Below are 13,521 nucleotides of genomic sequence, written 5' to 3' on the forward strand. Positions count from 1 at the left end.
ATTATTTTACCATGGGCGAGAGCTAACTATTATACTCAATTAGGAAAAGCTGACGGTCTATTTTTAGCTGCTAACCTGCCAGGACGAGAGCAATGGGCGGTTTTATCAAACCCAATTGGAATGGGAGTATTTGGTGCTTTTTATCATAAAGATAGAAAAGACGAACATGCTATTATTGCGGGTGTTCGTTTAGGTGTGCATGACAAAATATTAACTGGCTATAATACTTATGAGTTGTTAGAAGTTGCCACAGCTCAACAAGGGTTTAAACTGCTTTTTAACCAAAAAGTTGACCGCCTAATTATGTCAGAAAGTTATGGCAAGTATTTGTTAAGCACTGAGCTAATTGAATTTAAAAACGACATATTATTTGACTCCGGCATGATTGAAAAGCGTTCTATCCATGTTGCATTTGCAAAAGACATTGCGGAAAGTTTAAAAGCAATGGCGGTTGTTAATAAAGCGATTGATTTAGGTATAAGCGACGGTACATACCATGACGTTATGACTAAAAATAAAGTACCTGAAAGTATGTTTTTGCCTAGCCTTGATAAATAGTCGTTATATTTTATGTGTTTTTAAGAATACCCCGTTGGGTCAGTTTTCTGCTGTTTAATGAGTAAAAATGTAAACTTGCCCTTAGTAACTTTATTTAACCGTCCTGTTGATATAAGAGTTGATTTTGAAGCTAATAATAAATATTTTTCTATTTAACGACCCAAAAGCAATTTTTAGCTAGTTATAAAAAACGGGCAATAATATTGCCCTTTTTTACGCGCTTAAATTGGTTTTTATAAACTACAACGCTACTAAGCTTTGCTCTAGCATTGCCTTTATTTGGTTTACTATTTTAGCTTCTGTTTCGGGTTCGAATTGTTGTATACGTGGGGTATGAATATGCCCTGTAGGTATACTTGAATTAAGCGCATCACGAAGGCGAATACTTCGGTACGATATCTCGTTAGACAAGTATCCACCGCCGCCGCCATTAACCGCAATACTGTTTTTTAGCTCGCCATACGAAGGCGCTTTATAGGTTTTTTCAAGCGTGGTGACTTCACGATTGTCGATAACTTTATAGGGGCCTTTGGCGTTTTGCATGTAATTTACAGGCAAACTAAATTTAACAAACTCGTTGCCTGGGAGTGGTCGGCCATTAAGTTTTGGTATTACTGGGCTTGTTTGCGTTCCGCCATACACAATATTAGCGTTATCGGGGGCGGTTACACTACGGCGTTTACCCGGAAAGTGCTCTAAATCAAATTGTGTTCTGCCCATACTTACGGTGACTACCATGTCTACATTATTAAGTGCGTAATAGGGGGCAAGTAGCGATTCTATTATGCCTTGATCGAAGTCTTCGTAGCGCACAGGCACCATAACGGTGTTAATTTCTGCACTTATGCCGTTGTAATTAATAACTTGGCCGTCGAGTAATAACGCTGCAACACCTGAGGGGTTACTTTGGTTTATGTTTCTATCGAGTAAAAAAGGGTCAAAGCCTGTAAGTAATATTTTTTTAGTGCTGCCTGATGAAAAAGTAAGGTCGGTGCGGCCTCTGCTGCCTTCCTCAAGTAGGGTTAGTAACGTATTGAGTTGAGCCTGCGTAATTGAAAACTTAGGTGAGGTTGTCCGTATTACTTTGCTTGAAAGCAGTCGTGCCCAGTAAAGCGCTCGGTCGTCGTAGTTATTGGTATTTATTATACGTTGTTTGGCGTTTTCCCATAGTTCAAAGCTAAAGCGTTGTACTAATGTTTTTGCACTTTTAAAGTTGTTAAGCTCTTTAAATTGCTGCTCAAAACTTGTTACCTGTGGGGTAAATGCTTTTAAAACATTGGGCATTGCTAATTGGGCTTTGTTGATACGCTGTTCTTCAACAGTTAAAGGATTACTTAAAGCAGCGAATGAAGAGGCGATTAAGCTGGTCGCTAATAATACTTTGATCATAATATTCCTAATATAAGGCTATTGTTTTATATGTAATTTACTATCCTACGATTGCTAATTTAGAGCAACCCATTAACGTTGAATCGACTGATATTTGCTTTTGTGATTAACTCACTTTGGTTATTAGATATATAAAGCTAGTATTGAGTCTTTTTTATGGGTAAAGCACTAAAAATATTAAATAAATGCTCCCCACTTTCGACGTGCATTAAGAAAGTGGAGAAAAAGGTTTAGGGGGGCTATTTGTCAGCTGTCGCTTTACCGTCTTGCTTATAAACTTTGCCGTTTTTCATGACTAAATCAACATGTTGTAAAAGGTTTATATAACGTAATACGTCACCTTTAACAGCAATAATGTCGGCGTATTTCCCTTCGCTTACTGTTCCCACTTTATCGTTTACCTTCATAAGCACTGATGGCCAGTAAGTGGCGGCACGAATTGTATCCATTGCAGAAATTTCCATTTCGTTTACCCAAACAGCTAGTTCGTTCCATGTGCTTTGGCAGTGAAATTTAGTTGGTATTCCGCTGTCTGTACCGACCAGTAAAACTACACCAGATTCTTTTAATTGTTGAATTTTACGTTTTAACGTAGGTTTGCGCATTGGTGTTAATTGCATATATTCAAGTTCGCCTACGTTTTTTAATGAGCCGCGAATATCATCAATAGTGCTTTGCTCTAGACCTCTGTGCCAGCATGTATTATCTAAACGCTCGGGGTTGGCAACGGTTAAATCATAATTCCAAAGTCCTTCTACTGTTGGGGTCCAATAAAGTGGTCCGCCGGCAATTCGGCCTTTGGCAGTACGCTCTCTGAGTAAAGTAATTACATCGTTGGGAAATTCGGGGGCTGTAGTAAGTCCAGTGTGCTCAAAATTATCTACTCCGATTTCTAGACCTCGTCTAATTTCATCAGGTTTGTGTGAGTGAGCAACAACTACCAGATTGCGTTTATGGGCTTGGTCAACAATAGCCTGTGCTACCTCAATTTTCATTATGTCATGATCAATTAGTTTGATGATATCAACACCAGCATCAGCCAGTTTGTTGACCTTTTTTTTGGCATCTTCAACGTTTTTAACACCCCACCTATAAAGCTCGGTACCAGGATAGGCTTCGTGTTGCAAAAAGGGGCCCGAAACGAACAAGCGTGGTCCAGGGATTTCACCATTGTCTATTTTATTTTTTATTGTAATGGAGTCTTTTAATGGTGCGCCTAAATCGCGGGCACTAGTTATCCCTGCTAACAATAGTTGTTCAGCGCTTGCAGGCATAATTTCGTTCGTGAGCTTGGGAGTATATTCTTTATGCCAATGCTTGTAGTTAGCATGACCATTTAGCATTAAATGTGCATGGTTTTCCCAAAGGCCTGGAAGTACATCCATCCCTTCTGTTGAGACAATTTTGTACTCCGTAGGTACAGGTAATGTATCAACTGTTCCTACTTTTTCAATGAGCCCGTTTTTTACCAGTATGACACTGTTGGCAAGTGGCTGATTACCAAATCCATCTATCAGTCTTCCGCCCACTAATGCGGTTGGTTCAGATTGCTCAGCAGCAGTCGCTACTGGTACGATTAAAACGCTTAAAAAAGATAAGCAGGTGAAAATTGAGAGTGCAGATCTATATAAACCTGTTGTTGTAATATTCAACATCGGTACATTCCTTTTGTTTAATTATTATCTAATAGTTATAGTTGCTCAATTAAGATAACGTCAAAACAGACAACTTAGCAAAACAAAACGGTGAACAAATAATTTAACCAAAGAGAAAGAACCGTTTACTGCTTGAACAGTATTTTATGGTGGCACCCTCAACTCAGGTTATGCAAATTATATGGGGAATCGTACACGGTCTAGTACAGGAATATAGAACGTTCATATCTATATTGTTTGGGGTAATTATGGCTGGTGGAGTGATAGGAAGGTTAAACCTCTTGTAAACACTAATATTACAAGAGGCATTAATTTAAATCTTATTTGGATTGACGTTTGTCGAGAATATAACGCACTGCCATTCTTGCTGCGCCGGCTCCAATGCCTGAAACGACAGCCCAAGTTACTGCTTCTTTAATATCTGTATTTTCGCTTGGCTTGTCTTTTGGGGCTGGTTCGTTGGTAACCTTTTCCCACGATTTTTGTAAAGTTTTCCTTGTTAACATACCTGCAGAAGCTGCTGCCAAACCTATACCTATAGTCGTAATTAGTTGTTTGTTACTCATAATGTTCTCCTTTTGCTAAATATAGATAGCCATATTTATGTTTAATTTTTAAAGCAAGAACATGAGTAACAGCAATTTATATACCGAAAAGAAAGCAGCCTAACTTAAGCCGTAATTTGAATGTAAAAGCACGTGGCACTGTAATCCACTGATTTGTAATTTGGCGTATTAAAAACGTTTATAAAACTATTTATAGCTAGTCTTTCATTGAACGCCATGCAAATGTTGAGGCGGCTATAACAATTGCAATGGCTATTCCTAAGTACAGGGTTTCTATTGTGCCGCCAAATTCAACTGCATGTTCTAAAAATAGTATGACAAGAACAACTGAGGTTACTTGTACGAGGGTTATTTTTAAATCGTGAAAGTCTTTAATATTAAAAGCGGCTAAAAACTTACTTTCTTTTGATTTAGCAGGCGATATGAATAAGCGGTATAAGCTAATGGCAATTACTTGTAGGGTAATACCGATTAATAGTAAATCGAGAATTTTAAGTAGTTCAACTATGAGGGCTTTACCTGCTTTTGCAGAATCTGGTAGGTCGAGAATGGTTGAAACCACTATATTAAAAACAATATTAATACACGAAACATAAACAAGAAGCGATGATAATGCTGCGGTAATAACCGCGATGACAACTAAAAAACGACTGGTTTGGAATATATTTTCCATGCTGCTCAACTTTATAATTAGACGTAACTTATACGAAGCATAGTATATGTTAGATCCCTAAGTTACTATTTAAACAGAGTAACTAACGCGAGACCATATTGAATTACTTAGCCCATCTTTATTTTGCAAAGCCAACGGCTGATTCTCATTTTGGAAACTTGTTGGGTGATTTTGGTGGCCACAGGCATGTGGCGCAACTGAGTGAGCCTGTAAAAAATGCGCTTAGTAATCACTATTTAGTTGATAAATTTACCGACTCTCACCCAATTGTTAAAGAAGCAAAACAGTATTTTTCACCAATGCGCAGGCGCTTTGCTGGTGTGGCAGTAGATGTTGTGTTTGACCACTTTTTAATTATGCATTGGCAACAGTTTAATGATCAGCCCTTGAGTGATTTTAAACGTAACAGTTTTGGGCTTTTAAATCAGCGGTTAGCGCACATGCCGCCGCGTATGCAGCGGGTTGTTACTAGCATAACTAAACACGATTGGTTTAAAGATTACGAAACCATTAATGGTGTGGGGGATGCGTTGGATAATATTGCTGCTCGTATTCGTTTTGCCAACCAATTTACTGGCGCCGCTGAAGATATAAAGCGCCATTACAACCAATTAGATGCCGCTTTTTTAGCGTTTTTTCCACAATTAATAGCACATGTAAAAGAGTTTAACACTGAACGCACTTGAGCTTACTGTGCTTTGTTTGTAATTACAGGCAAAGGTTTTTGTTAATGCAGTTTAGTCGTCTGGGCCGTTTAAGGTAAATTTTAGATGCTTTCGCATATCTTTTAAAATAACGCCTTTTTTAAGCATTGCGCCGCTTAATCGTTTTTGCCATTTTAATATGTCAGGCTCGGCGGCATCAAGGGTTTGCTGGTTTTCAAACTGAAAGCACATAAGTAACGAGCCCGGGAATAAGTGATACTCCACGTCAAACCAACATTGCAGCATACCGGGTAGTTCGGCTCGGCCTTGCTCTTCTATTTTATCGGCAACGTTAAGCACAAGTGCTTGTTGTTTTTCTTGCACTTTAGATAGTTTTTTCATTGTTGTGTTCCACTTGAGGGCATAATAATAGCCAGAGTGAGTCATTATACATAAGCTTTTAATGGGCAACACCTTAAAGCTAAGTTAATAATAATTTAGATATAAATATAAGCTTAAACGCAGTAACTTTACTCGCTGCTTTTAGCATGGTTAACTTGGCGCTGCTTTTGTATAGTGGGGTAAATACGCAAACAATGGTCATTAATTACGCCTGTTTTGTGTATAACAATAATAATTGCAGCCACTAAAGTGTTATTAATTAATGATTAAGTGACGTGATAACGCAAGTTAAACGTAACGCTATGGTAGCAGTTTTAATATGTATAAAGGCGTTGTTATTAAAATTTAAAAAGGAAGTTGTGTTGTGAAAAATATGGTTGTTTTACTTTTAGGCATTTGGTTTTTAAGCGGGTGTACGACTACCAACAACATTGAGTTTCCTGATGTTGAAAACAATGTTGCTTACTCTAAAGTAGCGTCGCTTAGTTTTGTAAATGCTAATGAAAAAGTACCTTATGGGAGTGATGAATCACAATTTGCATTACTGTGGCGCGCCACGCAAGCTGAGCAAAGTACATCAAAGCCGTTAGTTGTATTGCTACATGGTGGCTGTTGGCTAAGTGCATACGATATAAAACACACCTATGCATTAAGCACAGGCTTAGCGCAAGCAGGATTTAATGTGTGGTCGGTGGAATATCGCCGCAGTGGTAAAAGCGGTGGCGGCTGGCCTGTAACTTTTGACGATATTAAAGCCGGTATTTTAGCATCCAGTGCCTACAACAGTGGCGAATTTAAATTGAATAATACAGTGGTTATTGGGCACTCGGCTGGTGGTCATTTAGCGTTACTAGCGGGTGGACAAATGAGTGAATTAAAAGGCGTAATTGGCCTTGCTCCCATTACCGATATTAAAGCCTATGCGGCAGGTACAAATAGCTGCCAAAAAGTCACTAAAGATTTTATGCAAGGTATGCCAAGCGATAAACCTAAAGAATACACTCAGGCCAACCCAAGTGAGCAACCATTGCATCAACAAAGCATTATTTTACAAGGTGCGAATGACAGCATTGTTCCTGCGTATAATTTAGAACAGCTTAATCGACCAGTAGATTTACTCGAAGGGGTGGGGCATTTTGATTGGATACACCCAGGTTCTGCTGCTTTTGGTACCTTAGTTAAACATTTAAACGGAATCGATAAATGAATTTTGATGATATTGTAGCGCTTGATAAAGCTGATGTGCTGGCAAGCAAGCGTGATGAATTTGATTTACCCGCAAAGACTATTTATTTAGATGGTAACTCGCTAGGTGCTTTACCTAAAGCGGTTAAAACCAGAGTGGCGCAAGTAGTGAGCGAGCAGTGGGGAAGCCATTTAATTAGGAGCTGGAATGATCACCAATGGATTGATTTACCTACACAGGTTGGCGAAAAAATAGCGCCCATAATTGGTGCTGAAAAAGGCCAAGTAATTTGTTGTGATTCGATTTCAATAAACTTATTTAAGCTTTTAAGCAGCGCGCTTATGTTAAACACTGGCCGTAGTAAAGTGTTGTCGACACAAGATAATTTTCCGACCGATTTATACATGGTGCAAGGTTTAAGCGATTTATTAGGTACTGACTTATGCCAATTAAAACTAGTTGAAGAGCAATATATTGAACAAAACTTAACTGATGATATAGCGGTATTGTTACTTACCCAAGTTAACTTTAGAACTGGTAAGCTTTTGAATATGCAAAAACTTACTGAGCTTGCCCATAAAAAAGGTATTTTAGTAATATGGGATTTAGCACACAGTGCAGGTGCATTGCCGGTTGAGCTGGATAAATGCAACGTTGATTTTGCAGTAGGCTGTGGCTACAAATATTTAAATGGTGGCCCTGGTTCACCTGCCTTTTTATACGTTGCCAAGCGCCACCAAAGTGCCGTTAAACAGCCATTGAGTGGTTGGATGGGGCATGCAAAGCCATTCGCGTTTGATGCTCAATACGAGTGTGCAGCAAGTATTAATCAGTATTTATGTGGTACGCCAAGTGTGATTGCTATGAGTGCGTTAGACGCTGCACTTGATGTGTGGGAAAGCGTAAAAATAAGCGATGTGAGGGCTAAGTCGATTGCTTTAGCCGATGTGTTTATTGCTTTAGTGCATTCGCATGCTAGCTTGGCTGATTTGCGCTTAAGCTCTACTGAGGATTCAATCCAACGCGGAAGCCAATTGGCTTTCTCACATAACCACGCATTCGCTATTTGCCAAGCATTAATAGAAAAAGGCGTTATTGCCGATTTTAGAGCGCCTAATATTTTACGTTTTGGTTTTACGCCTTTATATACCTCGTTTGAAGATGTGTGGAACGCGGTAAATACGTTAGTTGATGTAGTTACAACAAAGTTATACGCCGAGCCACGGTTTAACTTAGCGGGTAAAGTAACTTAATAAAGCGGGCCAATTGCTTTGGTTTATTTTGCATAAGCAATTAGCCTCTAGCTGTATTACTAGGTTGCTATTAACTATTGAAACTTAAAGTTTTTCATTGTGTGTTGCAGGGTTTCAGTGTTGAGTCGCATTTCATTAAATATTTCTTCTTGCTTACGTGCTGCTTCAACTTCGTGGTTGGCGTATTCAAATACGCTTGCAGCATCCACTGCTATATTTGACGCAACTGCCGACTGTTGTTCTGCGGCTGATGACACGTTCATGGCTAAGTTTTCGAGTACTTTACTTTGTGCATGCACTTGCTCGGATACCGCTCTTGCTTGATCAAATCGTTCTAAAGTGGCTTTTGATAATTTAGTACTTGCTACAATAGAGCTAACTACTTGGTCGCTGATAGACTGTAACTCGCCGAGCAAAGACGAAATTTTTTCTGATGATTCTTTACTGTTTCCTGCAAGGCTTCTTACTTCGTCGGCAACAACGGCAAACCCTCTACCATGCTCACCTGCTCTTGCTGCTTCAATAGCGGCATTGAGCGCGAGTAAATTAGTTTGCTCGGCAATGCTACTAATTGAATCTAAAATGGACGATATGCTCGCTACCTGCTGATCCATTTTACTTACCACTTCTTCTACGTCAGACATCCCCGTTGCAAGCTCAGTAATTGAGCTTTGGCTCAGTTTGTTATCTTCAATCAACAGATTGGCTTGTTTGTTTAACTCGTCACTAGAGCTGAGAGTTTCAGAAGCTGAGCCTGCTATTTCGCGGCTTGTTGCGGCCATTTCTTCTATTGCGGTGGCTATATTACTCGCCATAGCCAATGTTTTGTTTGAATCATCAAGGACTGTTTTTGTTGCATTACTCATATCGTCACTGAGTTTTGAGCCTGAATTTATTGAGTGGTCGAGCCCTAATAGCAGGTCTTTAAAAGCGAAAATAGTATTGTGGATAGCATTTGATATTTCGCCGAGTTCATCTTTACTTTTGAGCCTTATATCTATTGTTAGGTCGCCTTTTTCGGCTTTAAGTAAAAGTGACGTTAGTTGGCTTAATTCCTTTTTGAGAGTACTTAATAAATGAAAGTTTAAGTATGCGATGATCACAAGTGTAACCAAAAAGTAGGTAATAGTGAGTGTAAGCGTTGTATCGGCAGCTTCTTTTAGTTCAAGGCCATCTTTGTCAACAGTACTCCATTGGCTGTCTAGTACTTTTTTAATTTGAGTTATTTGTTGTGTTGCCATTGGAAACCACACAGAGGCTGCCGGCAAAGCTGTAAAGTTGGGCGATTCTGTGTTGAGCAATGTGTTTGTTATTGCATTAATTTTACGTGAGTCAGCACTTTGTATAATGCTGTTAAAGCTTTGTAATTGTTGGCCTTGCAAATTAGCTATTAAATATTGGTTGAGTAAATCTATTTCTGAATTGTATAAGGCAATATTTTGCTGTGTAACACTCGTTAACTGCTTTTTAGCTAAAGTGCCATTTATTTTTCCCCTATTTTGGCCCAAACGTTCTTTATATTGCGCGAGCAAAAAAGCAATGTTTAGATCTTTAGATAATACCGGATGCTTTATTTGGCTACTCAGGTTAGACGCTACATCGAGTGCAATTTGATTTAATTTACTGTAAAACGCGAAGGCACCAGGGGCTGCTTGTTTATCAACCTGGGTACGTAATGCCGCTTTTTTTGCATTGTGATCAAAAAGAATACTTAAATTTTTAGAGACCTTTGTAGAGTTTTTAGTTAGTTGATCACTTACCGACTTTAAATGCTGTATTGAACTATCTGCTTTTTGGCGTTGCGCGAGTACTTTGTTTTTAGCCTCGGCTGAACCACTTCCTAAAAATCCTGCAGTTAACCCACGCTCTACAGCATGGTTATGTGCCACTTTTTCCAGTGCATCTAACAAGCTAATTAATGCAATATCTTGCTGTAGTGTTTGCGATTCCTGCCATTTATTCGCTATGTTTTGTATCAACAATATAAAAATAAAAACCATTAATATGATTGATGTTAATAAAGAGAGCTGAATGATAGATAGTCGGCCAAGTAAGCGATTCATAAGGTCAGTCCTGTTGTGTATTTATCTCGGTATTTTGGCTAAACAAGGGTTAAGAAAATAAATAGCCATTAACTATTTAATACATAAAGCGTAGTGCAGTTTTTAATAAATTCACTTGAACAAGTGAGTTAATTTAGTAAATGGTGTTATGTGTGAGGTACTTAATCGCGGTTTGTTTACATATTATTGCAATTTTGTAACCGTTTTGGTGGTGGTTACCTTGTTATTGTTTTGCTTAAGTTGAGATAATGGTAGGTGAACCAATTTAACGGACTAATTAAAATGAATAAATTTATACTTACCCCGCTTGCTATTGCCTTTTCTTTGACGCTTAGCGCATGCGGTGGCTCTTCATCAGAAAGTAGCTCTGGCGGCTCGTCAAGCGGTGGCAACACAGCCCAACTTCAAACTATTGCTTTACAAACATTAACTCGCGAATGCGGGGCTGATTCTGCGTATCAAGCAGATGTTGTTTTTCATAATGATGATGGCGGTGCTATCGGTTCTGTTAAAACCGATGCAGAAGGTAAATTTTCAGGTGAGTTACCCTCAGGCACCAAGCATGTATCAGTATTAGGTGATGTGTTTGATGAAGAAGACGGTGGTTATAAGCAAATTATCACTGAGCTTGATATTGAAAATAGAACTAATTTAGGCACCTTTTATTTTAATGACTTCACAGGTGATTGTGGATGTACTGAATATAGTGTTGATACAACAGCGCTAAGTACGATTGCGTCTGATTACACAATATATCAATCACAAGGTAACGAAGTTTCGGGGTCTGTAAATGTTTGCCCGAATGATAATAAGCTTTATTTAACGGCGCTTTCTAGTTACTCAGTTGATGCAAAAGCTGCCGTTATTGATATACCGGTAAACTCATCAGTTATTACCCTAACAGATGAAGATTTTATTCATGACGGTGTTGAAGTTCCTGTTCAATTAGATATTGATGCTGATTATGCTAGTACTCGAGGTTATATAGAAGCTGATAATGCGTATAGGTTTGTTCAATATAGTGGTTCTGAAATATCAAACACGCTTTTTGTATTCCCAACAGTAACTGAGCATAATTTTTATGTGCAACTTGATTTTATGTCAGACCTTATGAATGTAGATGGTGTTGATGTTGAGTTTCAAAGCTATGCCCGAAGCGCAGTAGATACTAATGGTGATTATCAGCTGACCACACTTCCGATCGGTACTGAGGATTTAGGATTTAGTTTACTTCAATTTGCTGAAAACAATGATTCAAGTTTTGACTTTGGTAATGTTGACAATCGGTTTGCTCGCACAATATGGGGTTACAGCTTTTTAGTTGATGATTCTGCTGAAAGTCGATTTGATTGGACAATAAAAGCGGGCATAAGTGGTCAAATTCCAGATTTGTCTTTTGGTAGTGTGTTCCTTGAACCCACTGATGAGGTCATTTTAGAAGAGTTAACGGTATTACTTTATGGCTATGCTGGTAATGAAACCGATGCAAACAGTTATGCAAAACTTTTAGATACGATGTCTGAAGGTGGGCATTTAACTAAGCCAGAGTTTAGTAATTATGTATATACATTTGTGAGTGCTGAAATATATTAGTCATTGCGTTTAGTTATGTATTAAAAGGCCACACTTGTGGCCTTTTAAAAATAATGTTTTAGCTTTCGGTCGACGTAAAAAGTTTATTGGGTAAAATCAATATTCTCAATTAGGTGTACCGTAACATCAGCACTGCACGTTACTGTTAAGTTACTTGCTTTAGTTGGTAGTGTTTGGCATTGCAAGTTTTTTACTTGTGCAATTCCAGCTGTTTGTGCGACGGCCTTTTCAGAAAAATCCTGTCTTGAATAGCGTGTGTTACTTTTGTTTGAGTCAACATTAATAACAGTCGTATTAGTCTTCGATGTTGAAGCAATAACAACACCGTTTACTTCCTCTGTAGCTAGTTGAACTATTTCTTTTTTGGCGCGTTCTCTTAAGCTTTTTACAGTTTCCTCATCATTACCCATCACCGTGGTAGATCTGTTTAATGTTTTAACGATAGGGTTATTATTAATATCTTTTTTGTAATGTATTTTAAAGCTACCACTCGATTTTTCGGTTTGCTGAGGTTTTATTTTATTGCTTTCAGCTAAAGGAATAACGATGTCGTATTCATTATTTTTACTGGAAGCACACCCCGCTAAAAAAGTAATTAGGATTAGCGGTAATATTTTCATTTTAGGCCTCTTTGTTTTTTATGCGCATCACTTAATACTTTGTAGTCTTCCACCTCTTTTATTGAATCAAGAATATCAAAGTTTCTAGGATCAATAAGATTCGCTTTTGTCATTAAGTCATAAGCTTCTGTATGTTTGCCCTGCATTAATTTTATTAAACCTTGGTTGTGAAGGGCTATGGCTTGATCTTCAATTGAATTACTATTTTGAGCAACTTGTTCAAAAATACTAAAAGCTTGGCTTAAACGGTCTTTTTTTACATACTCTATACCTAAATCAATATTTTCATCTTCCCCATTTAGGTAATTAAGTTTTACTAAAGAACGATATGGGGAAACTTGTTTAACAACAAAGTCAGCCGCCTTTTCTATTAAAAAGTCAGCAACTTCAGAGTCGGTCCGGAGCTTATCTTTTGCTTTACTTCTATTTTCGCTTGAGCTTTTTTCTTTACTGTAAGTGAATGTTTCAGAAGCACTATTTAGTGTTTGCTGGCCATAAATAACGTAATAAGTTAGGGTTAAAGTTTGTTTAACCGATGCATGATAGCTGTACCACGTTTCTTTTTTTCCTTCATGCTTTTCACTCCATGAATTACGCTCTACTCGAGATGGTGAGATTTCACCAACCAGCTTATAGGGGGAATTGGCATGTACCTTTACATATCCATGCCTCATTAATTTAGATTTTATTTTTGCCGAAAGCGCATTTCCCTTAATGTTATATTTATCGCCGTTAAAACCAACTACAGCAATATGATCAAGAGCAAGGCCTGACTTACTAGGCATATTCATTGTTGAATCAATTTCAACTTTTGAAGCGCAGCCAGTAAGTACAGCCAATAAACTAAAAAAGTATAATGAATGTGTGAATGTTTTTTTAATATTTAGCATCGCTTTTTCCATTTCCATGTTGAATGTGA

The 13,521-nt window shown here is 38.1% G+C and carries 13 protein-coding genes; 5 read left to right on the forward strand and 8 right to left on the reverse strand.

What is annotated here, in order from left to right; all coding sequences use genetic code 11:
• Positions 1-558: transporter substrate-binding domain-containing protein (locus CWB65_RS05895; RefSeq protein WP_138740136.1), on the forward strand; the 558-nt coding region annotated here is incomplete at its 5' end.
• Between the two features lie 240 nt (positions 559-798).
• Here the strand turns inward: CWB65_RS05895 and CWB65_RS05900 are convergent.
• The 4 genes from CWB65_RS05900 to CWB65_RS05915 all read right to left on the reverse strand — a co-directional run bounded on the left by CWB65_RS05900 (position 799) and on the right by CWB65_RS05915 (position 4,841).
• Positions 799-1,947 (reverse strand): PA0049 C-terminal domain-containing protein, encoded by a 1,149-nt coding sequence (locus tag CWB65_RS05900; protein WP_138740137.1) that lies wholly within the window; start codon positions 1,945-1,947, stop codon positions 799-801.
• 239 nt (positions 1,948-2,186) lie between these two features.
• Positions 2,187-3,602 (reverse strand): amidohydrolase family protein, encoded by a 1,416-nt coding sequence (locus tag CWB65_RS05905; RefSeq protein WP_138740138.1) that lies wholly within the window; start codon positions 3,600-3,602, stop codon positions 2,187-2,189.
• Between the two features lie 320 nt (positions 3,603-3,922).
• Positions 3,923-4,168, reverse strand: coding sequence for a DUF4235 domain-containing protein (locus CWB65_RS05910; protein ID WP_138740139.1), 246 nt, complete (start codon positions 4,166-4,168; stop codon positions 3,923-3,925).
• A gap of 196 nt (positions 4,169-4,364) precedes the next feature.
• Positions 4,365-4,841, reverse strand: a complete 477-nt coding sequence (locus CWB65_RS05915; protein WP_006794802.1) for a YqhA family protein — start codon at positions 4,839-4,841, stop codon at positions 4,365-4,367.
• A 98-nt stretch (positions 4,842-4,939) separates the two neighbouring features.
• Between CWB65_RS05915 and CWB65_RS05920 the strand changes: the two genes are divergently transcribed.
• On the forward strand, positions 4,940-5,527 hold the full coding sequence (locus CWB65_RS05920) for an acyl carrier protein phosphodiesterase (protein WP_138740140.1): 588 nt from the start codon (positions 4,940-4,942) through the stop codon (positions 5,525-5,527).
• A gap of 51 nt (positions 5,528-5,578) precedes the next feature.
• Here CWB65_RS05920 and CWB65_RS05925 read toward each other — a convergent pair whose 3' ends face one another.
• A complete protein-coding gene (locus tag CWB65_RS05925) occupies positions 5,579-5,887 on the reverse strand; it encodes a hypothetical protein (RefSeq protein ID WP_006794804.1) in 309 nt (102 codons plus the stop codon).
• 364 nt (positions 5,888-6,251) lie between these two features.
• Between CWB65_RS05925 and CWB65_RS05930 the strand changes: the two genes are divergently transcribed.
• Positions 6,252-7,094 carry an alpha/beta hydrolase family protein gene (locus CWB65_RS05930; RefSeq protein ID WP_138740141.1) on the forward strand — a complete coding sequence of 281 codons (843 nt, stop codon included), beginning with the start codon at positions 6,252-6,254 and terminating at the stop codon, positions 7,092-7,094.
• On the forward strand, positions 7,091-8,326 hold the full coding sequence (gene kynU, locus CWB65_RS05935; RefSeq protein WP_138740142.1) for a kynureninase: 1,236 nt from the start codon (positions 7,091-7,093) through the stop codon (positions 8,324-8,326). The genes CWB65_RS05930 and kynU overlap by 4 nt, the downstream gene beginning before the upstream one ends.
• Before the next feature lie 74 nt (positions 8,327-8,400).
• Here the strand turns inward: kynU and CWB65_RS05940 are convergent, their stop codons facing one another.
• Positions 8,401-10,389 (reverse strand): methyl-accepting chemotaxis protein, encoded by a 1,989-nt coding sequence (locus tag CWB65_RS05940; protein WP_138740143.1) that lies wholly within the window; start codon positions 10,387-10,389, stop codon positions 8,401-8,403.
• Positions 10,390-10,671: 282 nt separating this feature from the next.
• Here CWB65_RS05940 and CWB65_RS05945 point away from each other — a divergent pair, with 282 nt between their 5' ends.
• On the forward strand, positions 10,672-11,982 hold the full coding sequence (locus tag CWB65_RS05945; RefSeq protein ID WP_138740144.1) for a hypothetical protein: 1,311 nt from the start codon (positions 10,672-10,674) through the stop codon (positions 11,980-11,982).
• 83 nt (positions 11,983-12,065) lie between these two features.
• Here CWB65_RS05945 and CWB65_RS05950 read toward each other — a convergent pair whose 3' ends face one another.
• A complete protein-coding gene (locus CWB65_RS05950) occupies positions 12,066-12,602 on the reverse strand; it encodes a hypothetical protein (protein WP_008128829.1) in 537 nt (178 codons plus the stop codon).
• Complete coding sequence (locus CWB65_RS05955; protein WP_235591583.1) at positions 12,599-13,492, reverse strand: tetratricopeptide repeat protein; 894 nt, start codon at positions 13,490-13,492, stop codon at positions 12,599-12,601. The genes CWB65_RS05950 and CWB65_RS05955 overlap by 4 nt, the downstream gene beginning before the upstream one ends.
• Positions 13,493-13,521 lie beyond the last annotated feature (29 nt).

The sequence above is a fragment of the Pseudoalteromonas sp. S554 genome, assembly GCF_005930865.1.
Taxonomy (GTDB): domain Bacteria; phylum Pseudomonadota; class Gammaproteobacteria; order Enterobacterales; family Alteromonadaceae; genus Pseudoalteromonas; species Pseudoalteromonas marina.